Raw genomic sequence first — 14,706 nt, forward strand, 5'->3', positions numbered from 1 at the left:
GATGAGCAACTGGCGCAGACGCCTCGATCAGGGGCTGAACATCCAGCCCGGCGAGGGCCCTGCGGTGCTCGCCGGTTTGCTGCTGTTCTATCTGCTGTTCACTGGCTACTTCATGCTGCGCCCGGTGCGCGAAACCATGGGCGTGGCAGGCGGCGTGGAAAACCTGCAATGGCTATTCACCGGCACATTCATCGCTACCCTGGCCTGCCTGCCACTGTTCGGCTGGCTAGCCTCCAAGGTGCCTCGCCGGCACATTCTGCCTTGGACCTATGGCTTCTTCGCCAGCAACCTGTTGCTGTTCGCGGCGTTGTTTGCTGTTGATCCTGAGAACCTGTGGAGTGCCCGGGCCTTCTACATCTGGCTTTCGGTATTCAACCTGCTGACTATTTCCCTGGCCTGGAGCGTGCTTGCCGACCTGTTCTCCACCGAACAGGGAAAGCGCCTGTTCGGGCTGCTGGCCGCCGGGGCCAGCCTGGGCGGGCTGAGCGGGCCGATCCTGGGTACGTTGCTGGTGGCGCCACTGGGGCATGCCGGGTTGCTGCTGCTGGCCGGGCTGTTTCTGCTCGGTAGCATGGTTGCTTGCGGGTTTGTGCAGCGGTGGCGCGAGCGCAACCCGCTACCTGCCGCCACCGAAGTACCAGCATCCAGGCCCTTGGGCGGCAATCCCTTCGCCGGCGCAACGGCCGTGCTGCGCTCACCGTACCTGCTGGCAATTGCCTTGTTCGTCGTGCTGCTCGCCAGCGTCAGTACCTTCCTGTATTTCGAGCAGGCACGCATCGTCAGCGAAACCTTCACCGATCGTACGCGCCAGACCCAGGTGTTCGGCCTCATGGATACTGTGGTGCAGGCGCTGGCGATCCTCACCCAGGTGTTTCTCACCGGTCGGCTGGCCAGGCGCATGGGTGTCAGCGTGCTGCTGGTGGCCGTACCGCTGGTATTGGCTGCCGGGTTCGTATGGCTGGCCCTGGCGCCTGTGTTTGCCGCGTTCGTGGTAGTGATGGTGGTACGCCGTGCCGGGGAATATGCCCTGGTACGCCCGGGGCGAGAGATGCTCTTCACCGTGCTGCCTGCCGAGGACAAGTACAAAGCGAAGAACTTCGTCGACACCGTGGTGTACCGAGGTGGCGATGCTCTAAGCGGCTGGCTCAAGCGCGGGCTGGACCTGCTGGCAGATCATGCCCAGCTGGCGATGCTCATTGGCGCCGGGCTGGCCTTGGGCTGGGCATTGACCGGCACCTGGCTGGGCAGGCGCCAGCGCGAGGCCGAATCGGCTGTCGCACCAAATAAACCGCCGCCGCATATTTAACGCCACCGGTCCGAACGTGTCGCAATAAAACGAATCCCCCGAAATCCCCGAACTCCGACCTTATGTACGGCGCAGCGCCGTGCACACCTAGAAAGCCACAAGAGGTTAGAGACCATGGCCAACAAAGAGAACAGCCGCACCGGCAGCCAGGGTGGCAACAAGAACCCAGGCAACTTCGCCAATGATCGCGAGAAGGCCTCCGAGGCTGGCCGCAAAGGCGGGCAGCAACCCGGAAGCGGCCGCAACAGCACCGAGTCGGGCCGCAAGGGCGGCCGTTCGTAAGTAAGGCACATGCAGTGCCGGGGCGACCTGGCACTGCAGCCAACCACAACAGGAGGTTTTCGATGCGCCTGACACCGCTGATTATCTTGATGGGTAGCCTGGCCTTGGTCGGCGGCTGCTTCGACAGAGACAACAACCACCCGGGCAAGGACAGCGACCCAAGCAAGCCCTCGGTGCAAATGCAGCAACACGATGAAAAACCAGCGCCACAACCTGCGCCAGACCCGGAACCCATGCCGCAGGACAACCAGCGCCAGTAAGTGGACGAGGAGCAAGGCATGACGGCGATGACCTGTGACACCGTAGCACCGGCCCCGACTGGCGATAGCGCGCTGGCCAGGTGCTATCAGGCACTGCTGGCGGGTGACGATGCGGGTATGCGTCAGTGGTTGGCAGCCCGGTTGGCCGAGGTGACTGTCATCGACGATGACCTGCCGGATGCGCCTGGGCAACTTGATGCCTGGAGTGCACGGCATGCCGAGCAAGTTGCTCATGCGTATGCTCATTATTTGGAACAGCGCCGCCAGGGTGCGCCTCGGCGCTACTTTGCCAACCGCTCGCAGGCCCTTTGGTTCCTGCAGCAAGTGGCACCGACCAAGGCCGTGGACGGCGCTTGGCTGCACGCCACCCTGCGCCACTGGCACGACCCGCGGTACCACGGGCTGATCCGCACCTACCTTGAAGAGCTGGGTGATGGCGACCCGCGCTGCAACCACGTGCTGATCTACCAGCGCCTGCTAAGCCGGCTGGGCTGCCTGGAACCGCTCGTACTGGACGACGACCGCTACCTGCAGGGCACCTTGCAGCTTGCCTTGGGTCAATACGGCGACAGCTTCCTGCCCGAGGTGATCGGTTACAACCTGGGCTATGAACAACCGCCACTGCACTTGCTGATCACTACCCATGAGCTGGCAGAGCTTGGCATTGACGGGCATTACTTTCAGCTGCATGTGACCATCGACAATGCCGCCAGCGGCCACGCGCGTAAATCCATCCGCGCCGTGCAGCAGCTGTGCCCGCCGCAAGAGCCCGAGGTGTTCTACCGCCGGGTACGCCACGGCTACCGGCTCAATGACCTGGGCATCGCTACGCCTGACTTGATCAGCCGCTTCGACCTTCAGGCCGAGCTGCTGTCAGCCCTTGAGCGCAAACGCGCGTTTGGCCAGTTCATGCACGCCGACCGTTGCCGCCTGCAGCAGCGCACGGTCAACCAGTGGCTGGCTGAAGCGGGTACGTTGCCGGCGTTTCTGCAAGCATTGCAGGCCCAAGGCTGGATCAGGCGCGGTCAGAACCCGGCCGACAGCCGCTGGTGGTCGCTGATCGAAGGGCCAAGTTCGCCCATGTTCGGCGTGTTCAGTGCCTATGAAAAGCAGCTATGGCATGACTGGATTGCCGCCGATTGGCAGGCGCCGGTGCAGCGCGTACTGCCCGGTAGCTGGTTGCCCGCCCTGCAGGCGCCACCACCCGGTAGCGAGGGGCTGGATGAGAGTATCGATAGCTTGATCGCCCACATGGCCGGTAATGGTCATGCCCAGCCTCAAGGCCTGTGCGCCACGCGCGCCTACCTTCGTGTCACCGGCCTGGCACAGGAGGGCCCGCACTGATGATGCTCAACCCACGACAGGTACAGGCCGACGAGGCCTTGCTGCAGCTTGGCCAGCGCCTGCGCGCCGATGGCTACCGCTTCACGTGCGTCACGCCGGCCACCCAGGCACGCAACAACGCCCGGCCTGGTGCCGAGCAGGCCAGCAACCTGCGCGATGTGTTCGGCTGGAGCAGGCCATTCTTGCCTTCGCTGATCTCCCTGGACGAACTGGAGCAACTGCGCGCCGCACAGGTGCTGAGAGAGGAGGGTGACAGGCTGCGCAGCAACGTACGCTGGTCGAGCCTGGACGACCTGTTGTTGGTGCATTCGGCCTATCCCACCGAGGCCAGCGATGCGGTGTTCTTCGGCCCCGACAGCTATCGTTTCGCCCAGGTCATTCACGATCACCTGCAGCACAGCCCGACCCGGGTCCAGCATGCGGTCGATATCGGCTGTGGCAGCGGCGTCGGGGCCCTGGTGATCGCCCGCGCAGCGCACCATGCGCAGGTCAGCGCCGTTGACATCAACCCCCTGGCCCTGCGCTACACGGCCATCAACGCAGCGCTGGCCGGCGTCGGCAATGTGTCGGTCGAATCGAGCGACCTGCTCGACGGCATCAGCGGTGCATTCGACCTGATCGTCGCCAATCCGCCGTACATGCTCGATGCCGGCCAGCGCACCTATCGCCACGGTGGGGGCGCACTGGGCGCCGAACTGTCGCTGCGCATCGTCGAACAGGCCCGCGAGCGTCTGAGCCCCGGAGGGTCATTGCTGCTGTACACCGGGGTGGCCATCGTCGAAGGCCGCGATGCCTTGCTCGAGGCCATTCGCCTGCGCTTGGCCGGGCCGCAATGGGCCTGGGTGTACCGCGAGGTCGACCCTGATGTATTCGGCGAGCAATTGCTGGAGCCAGGCTATGAGCGGGTAGAGCGCATCGCTGCGGTGTCGCTCACCGTCAACCGCTGCGCCTGAGCCCGTATGTACCGGCCCTGCACGTTCGGCATCGAAGAGGAGTATCTGCTGACGGGTCTGGCCAGTGGCCGGGTGCTGACCACCCCGTCGCCGACCGTCGTCCGGCGATGCCACGACGTGGTGGGCGAGTACCTTGCCGAAGAGATGTTCTGCAGCCAGATCGAAATCGCCTCGCCGGTTTTCACCAACCTGTACCAGGCCCGCCAGTTCTTTCTCGACTACCGCCAGCGCCTCAGCGCGAGCCTGGCCGAAGAGGGCGTGGGCCTGTACTGCGCCGCCAGCCACCCCAATGCGCCCTGGCTGCGCCAGAAGGCCCGGCCGTCGCCGCACTATCGCCAGGTTTTCGACGATTACCAGCACGTAGCCCGGCGCAGCCTGCTCAATGGCCTGCACATTCATGTAGGTGTGCCGCCGGGCTGCGACCGCATGCAGTTGATCAACCGTCTGCTGTACTGGTTACCGTTGCTGCTGGTACTGAGTACCTCATCGCCCTTGTGGGCCGGGCAGGTGACCGGCTACATGAGCTATCGGCGAGTAATCTGCGGCGAGTGGCCACACATGGGGCTGCCGGAGCCTTTACCCGACTGGCAAACCTATGAACGCTACCGGGCGTTGCTGCAACGTACGGGTTCATTGGCAATAGAGGGTGACTTCTGGTGGGCGATCAGGCCGTCGCGGCGCTTCCCCACTGTGGAGTTGCGCATCTGTGATGCCTGCCCCGTGCTTGAGGATGCGCTGTGCCTGGCCGGCCTGTTCCGCCATCTGGTGGAGCACAACGTGCAGCCTCATTATGAGCCCGGCTCACTCAATCGCGAACTGCGCTGGGTTACCCAGGAAAACTACTGGCGCGCCATGCGCCATGGCCGCTTCGCCGAGTTCATCGGCCTGCATGACCAACAGCCGGTCACGGCCTTGGGCTGGCTAAGCCAGTTGCAAGCGCGTTGGCCGACCGACACGATAGACGCTGAGCGCTCGTACCGGCATGCGCAGCACATCCTGCAACAGGGGACCAGTGCCGACCAGCAACTGGCGGTGCTGGAAAAGGCACTGGCCAATGGCGCCACCAGCGCTCAAGCGCTGCACTCAGTGACCGCCCTGGTGCTCGCGCAAGGCTGCGATGGTGCGGCAACGCCGGGAAGGGCGGCGGGGCTTGCAATCAAGTAACGAATGCCGAAAATGGCAGCGCCCCTCGCAAGCCATTCGGACCACCTGCGCCATGATGCTGATCAACCAATCCCCCGACATTTCCCTCGCCGATACGCTGTTCGTCTTCGCCCTGGAAGCAGAAGCAGGCGATGTGTTCGCCCACGTGAATACCGTGTTCACCGGCATTGGCAAGGTCAATGCCGCCATCGCCCTGACCAAGGCCATCCAACAGCGGCGCCCCAAGCTGATCGTCAACCTCGGTTCGGCCGGCAGCCAGCGCCATGGCAAGGGCGAGGTGGTGTGCTGCACGCGCTTCGTGCAGCGCGATATGGATGTAACCCCACTGGGCTTTGCCCGCTATGAGACGCCGCTGTCGAACATTCCCGTGGTGCTCGAAAATGGCCAGGCCATCCCCGGCTTGCCGGCAGAAACCTGCGGCAGCGGTGACAGCTTCGAGATCAACCATGGCGATGTACCCTACGATGTGGTCGACATGGAAGCCTACGTATTCGCATTGATCGCGCGCGATGAGGGTATTCCGTTCGTCTGCCTGAAATACATCTCCGATGACGCCGGCAGCGATGCGGCGGGTGACTGGGCGGTACAGGTGCACCTGGCTGCCGAGGCGTTCAAGCGGGTGTTGTTCGCCGAGCAGGCCTGACCCGCCGATGTTGCCGCAGGGCCAGCCAAGTAAACCTTCAGCGCGCCACGCAGTCATTTCACATAGGTGCCCATTTCGGGCTTGGGAGGTGCCAGCAATGGCCAGGGCTATCTGGAAAGGCGCAATCAGCTTCGGGCTGGTGCATATCCCGGTGTCGCTCAACACTGCCGTGCGCACCGAGCGGGTCGACTTCGACTGGCTCGACAAACGCAGCATGGAGCCGGTGGGCTACAAGCGGATCAACAAGGTCACCGGCAAGGACATCGACAAGGACAACATCGTCAAGGGCGTGGAGTACGAGAAGGGCCGCTATGTGGTGATCAGCGAAGAAGAGATCCGCAAGGCCCGCCCCGAAGCCACGCAGACCATCGATATCTTTTCGTTTGTCGAAGCCACGGACATCCCCCTGCAGCATTTCGACACGCCGTACTACCTGAGCCCCGACAAGCGTGGTGGCAAGGTCTATGCGCTGCTGCGCGAGACCCTGGACAGCACCGGCAAGGTGGCGTTGGCCACGGTGGTGCTGCATACCCGCCAACACCTGGCGCTGTTGCGCCCGCTGGACGATGCGCTGGTGATGATCACCCTGCGTTGGCCAGAGGAAGTGCGTGGGCTGGACAGCCTGGAGCTGGACAAGAGCGTGACTGACAGCAAGCCCGACAAGCGCGAGCTGGCCATGGCCAAGCGTCTGGTGGAGGACATGAGCGGGCCGTGGGCGCCGGATGAATACCACGATGCGTTTCGCCAGACCATCATGGACCTGGTGGAGGAGAAGGCCAGCAAAGGCAAGATCAGTGTGGTGGAAAAAGGCGAGGCTGGGGCCGCCGAGAAAGGTGCCGACATCATCGACCTTACCGAACTGCTCAAACGCAGCCTGGGTGGCAAGGCAACCAACAAACCCGCCCCTGAGAAGAAACCGGCCAAGCGGCCTCGCAAGGCCTCCTGAATCCTGTTCCGGCCTTTTCGCGGGCAAACCCGTGGCACAGCGTTCGCGCGAAAGCTGTGGGAGGGGGCTTGCCCGCGAAGAGGCCGGAACAGGTCACTACAGACTCGCCAGATAATCCCCGAATCCTTCCCGGCACCGGCTGTCGATGCGGCTACTGGTTGCCACGCTATGCCTGGCCGTCCATACGATCCGTGCCCCATCGGCCTCCAGGTCACGCACCAGCTGCACATCTTCATGTGCCGCCAGCGGTTGGAACCCGCCCACCCGCTCATAGGCCCGGGCACACACGCCCAAGTTGGCCCCATGTATATGCCGATGGCCCTCCCGCGCTTCATAACGGCTGAGGTACCGCGTGCGCAGCGCTGCCCGTTGCCAGGGTTGCCAGCGGGCGATATGCACCGTGCCGCACACTACCTCGGCCGTGCAGGCCAGCTGCGACAACAGCCAATGCGCAGGTACCTGGCTGTCGGCGTCGGTGCAGGCCAGCCAGCTTGCACCCCGCTGCAGCATCCATTCGGCTCCCAGACGACGCGCCATACCGACGCTTCCGGCCTCGACCGCAAGCACATCGACATCATACCCAGCGGTCACTTTGGCGCTGCCATCGACACAGCGATCGAGCACCACCAACACGCTCACAGCATGGCCTGCCTGTTTTGCCACGGTTGCCGCTGCAGTCATGGCCTTCAGACAGTGCCCGAGCCGCCGGGCTTCGTTGTGCGCCGGAATCACCACGCCAATCATGTGCAGGTCTCATTCAGGTCGACCACGCTGGGCTGACAAGACCAGTACTCCAGCAGGAAGTCGGCTTCCTCGTGCCGACAGACTGGGAACAGTGGCAAGTGCCTTGCCAGCAACTGGTGTACCTCACGGCCATTTTGCGGGCAGCCGGCTATTGGGTGCTTCCAGTGGCAGGCCAGCAGGCCACCGTCATGGGTCAGGCTGGCCAGCGACTGCTCGATGACCTGCAGCCAATCGGTGGGGTCGAGGTAATAGCCCAGTTCGCTGAGCACGATCAGGTCAAAGCACCCCCCCGGCCAGTCGCCCGGCAACCTGGCCCGTTCCACCACCGCATTCGGCACATCGGCCAGCCGCTCACGGGCGAGGTCCACCGCGGTAGGGTCAAGGTCCTGGCAGAGCAGGTCTGCGCAGCGCTCGGCCAGCAGCACGCTCAACTCGCCATTGGCGCAGGCAGGCTCGAATACTCGCTGGTAGCACTGGCGCGGCAGGCTGGCCATGACCAGCTCGCGTTTGCGTTTTTCGTACCAGCGCGTGCGAAAAGCCCACGGGTCTGCATTGTTGGCGTACAGCTTGGCGAAATACTGCGCATCGAGGCTCATGGCGACTCCGTTTATACAAACACCAGTTCGAAAGGTTGCAGCAGGCAATCCAGCAGCCTGGCTGGCAGAACAGGCGGGCGCGGGCCGTCCGGCTCCAACTGGCTGACATGCGCAGCCAAGGCCTTGCGCTTGCGTGCCAGGGTGGCCTCATCGAGTTCGATACGCTGGGCACGGGGCCAGGGCAGGCGAGGATCGTCCGGTTGCGCCCAATGCCAGGCCCACACCGGCACTTCGACCAGCTGCGCCTTGCGTGCCAGCGCGGCCTGGGCTGCGGCCCTGCCAACGGCTTCGTGGTCGCAGTGGCCGTCGCCACGCCAGGTGGCCATCAGCACATCATCGGGCCGCAGCACCTGGGTCAGGTGGTTGACCAGGAAGGCTTCCTCGCGGGGCAAGGTGCCGTCCTTAAGATTCAGCCTGCGCCAGTCCAGGCGATTCAGGTCCAGGTCGAGCTGCTGCAAGGCCTGGCGGCTCTCCTGAGGGCGTTGCCGGCGCAGGCGATGCTCGGTCCAGTGCTCGGAGCCTGGATGGCTGCCTTCGCCGTCAGTGCTGGAAATCAGCAGCAGGTCGTCTTCGCGTCCGCGAAAATGCGTCAGCAACCCACCGGCCATGAGGATCTCATCGTCCGGGTGCGGTGCGATCAGTACCAGGCGGCGCCCGGGCGGGCACAATTGCTGCGGGGTTATCCAGGTGGCGCGGGCCAGGTGCGCGGACTGTTGCCACTCGGCCCATGGGGTGCCATCACTGCTCTGAATCAGGTTTGTCGTCATAGCTTCCAGGCTCCTGCGGGCACTTGTGTCAGTTGCTTGCCCAGTGCAGCCAGATCGCGCTCAGCGTGGCTCTGGCGAAGGAATACCGGCAGGTCGGCGCTGAGCCTGGCGAAGTGGCTGTTGCGACAGAAGGGTGTCGCGCCCAGCGCGCGACCTACGTGGCTGATCACCTGCTCGACCGCCTGTTCAACCTGGGCGCGGGTACGGCGTACCTCGAAGCTGGCATCGGCATCGGGCTGCCGGTCGATCCACGCCGCGCATTCGCGCAGTGCTGCGCGGGCGCCGAAGAGGGCCGCGTCCACTGCGCCCAGGTGGGCATCGGCATGGGCGTCCGGGCGCGGTGTGCGGCAATGCGCCCGCAGGTAGTCAGCCAAGGCTTCAGCGGCGCCGTACCAACAGGCGGCAATGCCTGCGCCGCCATGCCAGAAGCCAGGGCGTGAGAGGTATTGGCCAGGCCGGCCGATGGCGATGCCAAGGGTGTCGTCGAACTCCACCTCGATACTTGCCGTGGTCGCCATGCCTACGGCCTGCCAGCGGTCGATGCTCAAACCCTGGCTCGGCTGTGCCAGCTCGATGGCCACCAGTTGCGGCTGATCATCATCGGCCCAGGCGGTAATCAATGCCCGGTCGATCTGCAATGCACCGGAGCACCAGGCCTTGCGCCCGGCCAACCGCACCTGATGGCCATCGCGCGCGACAATGCGCGCGCGCGCATCAGGGGGCTCGGCTGCCCAGACACCCCAGGTGCCTTCACCCACCCGATGCGCCGCGCCACACTCGGCGAGTATCGCCAGCGCGTCGGTATGGCCTTCGTAAAGCTTGGCCAGCGCCAGGTCGCAACCGGCCACTCGCGCCAGGGTCTGCCAGCGGCGCAAGGTGCTGCCTTGCCCGGGCAGTGGCAGCAGGTCCAGGTGGTCGGCCTTGAGTGCCTGGATCAGCTGTGGCAGCTGAGTATCGAGGTTAAGAGGCTGCGGTCGCTCGCCAAAGGTGCGTAACAGCCGGTCGAGGTTGTTGAGGTCGAAATCCTGAATGATGCTCATGCCATCCCCATTTGCTTGCGCATGCGTGCGGTGACCGATTGGCGAGTCTTGGCCATGTCGGCCCAGGGGTCGTCGACTTCGGCCAGGCGCTCGCGCAGGTTGCCGATATGCCACTGGTTGGCGCCCTTGAGCTGGGGCAGTTCCTCGCGCCAGATCGGTACCGATACCGGCAACCCAGCACGGGCGCGCAGGGAGTAGGCGCATACGGTGGTGGCGCCTTTGCCGTTGCGCAGGTAGTCGATGAAGATCTTGCCGACCCGGTTCTTGGGCCCCGAGACTGCACTGAGTCGGTCGGGGAACAGCCTGGCCAGGTAGTCGACGATCGCGTGGCTGAAGTCCTTGATTTCATCCCAACCGGCACGGCGGGTGAGGGGCACGACCAGGTGCATGCCCTTGCCGCCGCTGGTCTTGAGGAACACTTTCAAGCCGAGCTCGTCAAGCAGGGTGAGGGCCAGTTGTGTGGCCTCGAGCATGGCTTTCCAGGGCAGCGCCGGGTCCGGGTCGAGGTCGAGGACAAAGCGGTCGGGTTTGTCGAAGTCTTTGTCGGTGGCGTTCCAGGTGTGCATCTCCAGCATGTTCATCTGCACGGCGCCCAGCAACGTGTCGGGGCGGTTGATGACCATTGCGGCCTGGCCGGCTTCGGCTTTGTCGTAGCTGAGCACATGGGGGATGTGCAACTGCTCGGCATTCTTCTGGAAGAACAGCTCGCCAGCCAGGCCGTCCGGTGCGCGCACCAGGGCTACGGGGCGGTCCTTGAGCTGCGGCAGCAGCCATTGGCTGACCTCGGCGTAGTACTCGGCGACCTGTCGCTTGCTTGCGCCAATGGTGGCGTCGATCACCCGCTCGGGGTGGGTCAGGCGCAACTCGCCGAGGTTGTCCGGCAGGTCGGTTTGCTTGCGTTTGGGCACGGTCTTGCCGGGCATGGCGCGCTCCAGGTCGATGGCGGTGGCCGGCTTGTCGTCACGCAGCCCATGGAACACCGCGTGGCGCACCACGCCATCGCGGGTCATCTGGGCGTAGCCAACCTCGGCCAGCAATTGCGGCTTGAGCCAGTGCACGCCCCGGGCCTCGGCGCCGGTTGGCGGTTTGGGCAAGGCGGGCTTGGCGATCTCAAGGGGGGTGAGTCGGGCATGGATAGTGCCAAGCGTGGCGGCGCTGAAACCGCTGCCGACCTTGCCGGCATAGCGCAACTCGCCACGCTCATTGTCGTGCAGGGCCAACAGCAGGGCGCCAAAACCGTTGCGGCTGCCTTTGGGGTCGGTGAAGCCGACGATCACGAACTCCTGGCGTTGCTTGCACTTGAGTTTCACCCAGTCGGCGCTGCGTCGGCCGACATAGGGGCTGTCGGCCCGTTTGCCGATCAGCCCTTCAAGTTCCAGGCGGCAGGCACTGTCCAGCAGCGAGTCGACCGGCTGGTCGAAGTCCTCGGAATACCGCAGAACCTGCGATTCACTGTGATCAAGCAGCTGGCGCAAGGCAGCCCGGCGCTCCTGCAACGGCAGTTGACGCAAATCCTGGCCGCCCAGGTACGGCAGGTCGAAAAGGTAGTAGATGATCTGCTCGTCGTGATTGGTGTCGAAGGCGTTCTGCAGGGCCTGGAAGTCGGCCTTGCCGCTGTCGTCATTGACGACCATTTCGCCGTCAAGCCACGCAGCGTCCACACCCAGAGCGCGCAGCGCGGCCACTTGCCGGGGCATTCTGGCGCTCCAGTCATGGCCGTTGCGCGTGAATAGCCGGATATCGTCGCCTTCAAGCCGAGCGAGGATGCGGTAGCCATCGAATTTCACTTCATACCGCCAGTCGCCGTTGGGGGGCGAGTCGACCAGCGTGGCCAGTTGCGGTGACAGGTGGTCAGGCATCGTGGCTTTCACGGCGCGGGGGCGTGCAGGCGGGCGCTTGGTTTTAGTGGCAGGCTTTGGCGCCAACGTGCGCTCACTGAGCACGCTGCCCGGCTGGGCTTCGACGATGCTGTATTCGGCTTCGCTGCGCGCCTCGCCGTCGTTCGATTTGACCAGCATCCACTGCTCTTGCTTGCCGGCCAGGCGCGTGCGGAACAGGTTCCACACACCGTTGAGCTTTTCGCCCTGCAGGCGAAAGCGCAGTTTACCTTTGGCATACGCCTGGTGAGCGTCGCCTTCCGGTTCCCAGACACCCCTGTCCCAGACGATCACATCACCGGCGCCGTAATGGCCCTCGGGGATATTCCCCTCGAACTCGGCATAGTCCAACGGGTGGTCTTCGACATGAACCGCCAGACGCCGCACTTTCGGGTCGAGCGAGGGGCCTTTGGGAATGGCCCAGCTTTTCAGCGTGCCGTCCAGTTCGAGGCGGAAATCGTAGTGCAGGTGGCTGGCGTCGTGTTTCTGGATGCAAAACTGCAAGGCATGGGCGCGCTTGCCCCGGCTGCGCTGGCCAGCGGGTTCGGGCGTGGCGTTGAAGTCGCGCTTGCGCCGGTATTCGGCTAGGGGCTTGGACATGGCGGGCTCCACAGGGATGCGCTGTCTGTAGAGATTGGGAGGCAGCCCCCCGTTCGGTAGTTCAAAAAAACTCTGAATCATCCGCAGCTTGGTGGAGTCGACTGTCTGTAACTGACTGCTGGAGAGCACCCATGAGCCGCCCTGATGACCCCAAGCACTACACGCCCACTGAGATCGACGACACCGAAGACCGCATGGGTAGCGTCCATGAACTGGATTTCAGTGACCGGCAAGACGACCGTGAAGGCCGGATCGGAGATGAACGGCCAGCCGCTGAGGTTGCCCAGGAGTTCCCTGCGCGTCGGGTTGCCGAAAGCGGCATGACCGGTGGCGAAGCCCTGAGCGATAGCCTGCATGAAGACAACGTGACCTACGATGACCTGAGCCCGGATACCTTGCTGGACGAAACCGGCGCCCGCGACCCGTATGAGCCAGGCGACGGCGACGGGCCGGCGGACCAAAGCCTGCGCCGCGTGGAGGCCGATGAAATTGGTGGGGGGGTCGGCCTGGACGAGGCGGAACTTGCACGTTCCGCACCGCTGGACGGTGAGCCGTGGACCGACGACGTGATCGAAGATGACGAGGGAAACAGCGCTTGAGCGTGTGAAACCGGGCGCGCTGCGCGGGCCGCGCCCGATTATGCCTGCCTTGAACGCTCAGGGCAGGCAGCAGGCTCAGTGACCGCCCTTCATGCGCCTGGCCACCAGGTAGATCACCAGGCCTGCCAACGCGGTGGCCGCGCCGATGTAGCCGGTGCTGGTCCAGCCCAGGCCGGCGCTGATGGCCATGCCGCCAAACCATGGGCCCAGGGCGTTGGCCAGGTTGAATGCGGCATGGTTGGAAGCGGCCGCCAGGCTTGGCGCTTCATGGGCGATGTCCATCAGGCGGATCTGAAGCGGCGCGGCCAGGGCGATCATGGTGCCGACCAGGCCGATCCCCAGCAGCACTGACCACAGTGCGTGGGCGGCGAAGCTGAAGAACAGCAGCACGGCCGCCGACCACACCAGGACGATGCCCACGGCGCGGAACTGCAGGCGGTCGAACAGCTTGCCGCCGGCAATGTTGCCGATGATGCCGCCCGCACCGAAGGCAGCCAGGCCGAAGGGGATCCATTCCGGCGCCACTTGGGTCACCTGCAGCATGGTCGGGGCCAGGTAGCTGAACACACAGAACATACCGGCAAAGCCGATCGCGGCAATGCCCAGCGCCATCCACACCTGCGGCAGGGTAAAGGCTTGCAGCTCCTTGCGCGGGTCGCTGCGCGGCTCATCGTTGCGCTGCGGTACGTAACGCCAGACCAGCGCGATGGTGCACAGAGCGATGGCACCGACCAGCACGAAAGCCGAGCGCCAGCCGAAGAACTGGCCGAGGAAGGTCGCGACCGGGTTGCCCAGCAGCATCGCCAGGGTCAGGCCCATCATTACCCTGGCCACGGCACCCGCGCGCTGGTTGCTGGGTACCATGCTCGACGCCACCACGGCGGCGATACCGAAGTAGGCGCCATGGGGCAGGCCGCTGATGAAGCGGAAGGCAACCATGCTGGCGAACGACGGGGCAAAGGCGGTGGCCAGGTTGCCAATGGCATACAGTGCCATGAGCAACAGCAGCATGTGCTTGCGCATCAGCTTGGCACCGAGGATGGCCAGGGTGGGGGCACCGACCACCACACCCAGCGCATAAGCGCTGATGGCATGGCCGACTTGCGGCTCGCTCAATTGCAGGTTGCTGGCGATATCGGGCATCAGGCCCATGATGGCGAATTCGCCGGTGCCGATGGCGAAGCTGCCCAGTGCCATGGCAGCTTCCATCTTGCCGACGTCGCCCTTGGAAACGGCGAGCGGCGGTAATTCCTGAACAGACATTGCGGTCCCTTATGAAACATACTGAAACGTTTAATGAGGGATCATACCATTCAAGGGGTAGGGCGGAAGCTTTGCAGCGCCTGTGAGGTCGAGCGCCGCCCGCGCGGCGCGTCGCGGATGAATCCGCTCCTACAGTTGTTGCAACGTACCGAACCCGTTACGCCATGGTTGCCAGCCTTGGCGCATGTCTTGAGCCTTGTAAACAAGGCTGACAACCATGGCCTCATAGGCATGGCCACGTTGCAACAAACTGTAGGAGCGGATTCATCCGCGATGCGCCGCGCGGGCGGCGCTCGACCTCACAGGCGCAGAAACTCTCGCG

15 protein-coding genes are annotated in these 14,706 nt (G+C 64.3%); 9 read left to right on the top strand and 6 right to left on the bottom strand.

Features of this window, described 5'->3' with window-relative positions:
• Window position 1 precedes the first annotated feature (1 nt).
• From H040_RS09865 to ku, 8 genes are all read left to right on the top strand, one after another.
• Window positions 2-1,306, top strand: a complete 1,305-nt coding sequence (locus tag H040_RS09865; protein ID WP_033695969.1) for an NTP/NDP exchange transporter — start codon at window positions 2-4, stop codon at window positions 1,304-1,306.
• 114 nt (window positions 1,307-1,420) lie between these two features.
• The gene (locus H040_RS09870; RefSeq protein WP_027917304.1) at window positions 1,421-1,588 is read left to right on the top strand and encodes a general stress protein; all 168 of its coding nucleotides are present in this window, start codon (window positions 1,421-1,423) and stop codon (window positions 1,586-1,588) included.
• 62 nt (window positions 1,589-1,650) lie between these two features.
• A complete protein-coding gene (locus tag H040_RS09875) occupies window positions 1,651-1,848 on the top strand; it encodes a hypothetical protein (protein WP_027917305.1) in 198 nt (65 codons plus the stop codon).
• Between the two features lie 18 nt (window positions 1,849-1,866).
• Window positions 1,867-3,192 (top strand): iron-containing redox enzyme family protein, encoded by a 1,326-nt coding sequence (locus H040_RS09880; protein ID WP_027917306.1) that lies wholly within the window; start codon window positions 1,867-1,869, stop codon window positions 3,190-3,192.
• The gene (locus H040_RS09885; protein ID WP_027917307.1) at window positions 3,192-4,145 is read left to right on the top strand and encodes a methyltransferase; all 954 of its coding nucleotides are present in this window, start codon (window positions 3,192-3,194) and stop codon (window positions 4,143-4,145) included. Before H040_RS09880 ends, H040_RS09885 begins: the two co-directional genes overlap by 1 nt.
• Window positions 4,146-4,151: 6 nt before the next feature.
• Window positions 4,152-5,309 carry a carboxylate-amine ligase gene (locus tag H040_RS09890; protein ID WP_027917308.1) on the top strand — a complete coding sequence of 386 codons (1,158 nt, stop codon included), beginning with the start codon at window positions 4,152-4,154 and terminating at the stop codon, window positions 5,307-5,309.
• Between the two features lie 52 nt (window positions 5,310-5,361).
• Window positions 5,362-5,952: a phosphorylase family protein gene (locus H040_RS09895; RefSeq protein WP_027917309.1), complete on the top strand. Its 591-nt coding sequence runs from the start codon at window positions 5,362-5,364 to the stop codon at window positions 5,950-5,952.
• Between the two features lie 97 nt (window positions 5,953-6,049).
• Window positions 6,050-6,898, top strand: a complete 849-nt coding sequence (gene ku, locus H040_RS09900) for a non-homologous end joining protein Ku (protein ID WP_027917310.1) — start codon at window positions 6,050-6,052, stop codon at window positions 6,896-6,898.
• A 96-nt stretch (window positions 6,899-6,994) separates the two neighbouring features.
• Here the strand turns inward: ku and H040_RS09905 are convergent, their stop codons facing one another.
• The 5 genes from H040_RS09905 to ligD are packed head-to-tail and all read right to left on the bottom strand — an operon-like array spanning window position 6,995 to window position 12,522.
• Window positions 6,995-7,642: a glycosyltransferase gene (locus H040_RS09905; protein WP_027917311.1), complete on the bottom strand. Its 648-nt coding sequence runs from the start codon at window positions 7,640-7,642 to the stop codon at window positions 6,995-6,997.
• The gene (locus H040_RS09910; RefSeq protein WP_027917312.1) at window positions 7,639-8,238 is read right to left on the bottom strand and encodes a class I SAM-dependent methyltransferase; all 600 of its coding nucleotides are present in this window, start codon (window positions 8,236-8,238) and stop codon (window positions 7,639-7,641) included. Before H040_RS09910 ends, H040_RS09905 begins: the two co-directional genes overlap by 4 nt.
• Before the next feature lie 11 nt (window positions 8,239-8,249).
• Window positions 8,250-9,005 (bottom strand): PIG-L deacetylase family protein, encoded by a 756-nt coding sequence (locus H040_RS09915; protein ID WP_027917313.1) that lies wholly within the window; start codon window positions 9,003-9,005, stop codon window positions 8,250-8,252.
• On the bottom strand, window positions 9,002-10,045 hold the full coding sequence (locus tag H040_RS09920; RefSeq protein ID WP_027917314.1) for an acyl-CoA dehydrogenase family protein: 1,044 nt from the start codon (window positions 10,043-10,045) through the stop codon (window positions 9,002-9,004). The genes H040_RS09915 and H040_RS09920 overlap by 4 nt, the downstream gene beginning before the upstream one ends.
• Window positions 10,042-12,522 carry a DNA ligase D gene (gene ligD, locus H040_RS09925; protein ID WP_027917315.1) on the bottom strand — a complete coding sequence of 827 codons (2,481 nt, stop codon included), beginning with the start codon at window positions 12,520-12,522 and terminating at the stop codon, window positions 10,042-10,044. Before ligD ends, H040_RS09920 begins: the two co-directional genes overlap by 4 nt.
• A gap of 131 nt (window positions 12,523-12,653) precedes the next feature.
• Here ligD and H040_RS09930 point away from each other — a divergent pair, with 131 nt between their 5' ends.
• Entirely contained in the window at window positions 12,654-13,121 is a 468-nt protein-coding gene (locus H040_RS09930) for a hypothetical protein (protein WP_027917316.1), read from the top strand.
• 75 nt (window positions 13,122-13,196) lie between these two features.
• On the opposite strand, the gene H040_RS09935 is transcribed toward H040_RS09930, so the two are convergent.
• Window positions 13,197-14,384, bottom strand: a complete 1,188-nt coding sequence (locus H040_RS09935; RefSeq protein ID WP_027917317.1) for an MFS transporter — start codon at window positions 14,382-14,384, stop codon at window positions 13,197-13,199.
• Window positions 14,385-14,706: the final 322 nt, after the last annotated feature.

This window comes from Pseudomonas sp. URMO17WK12:I7 (genome assembly GCF_003269045.1).
Lineage (GTDB): Bacteria > Pseudomonadota > Gammaproteobacteria > Pseudomonadales > Pseudomonadaceae > Aquipseudomonas > Aquipseudomonas putida_J.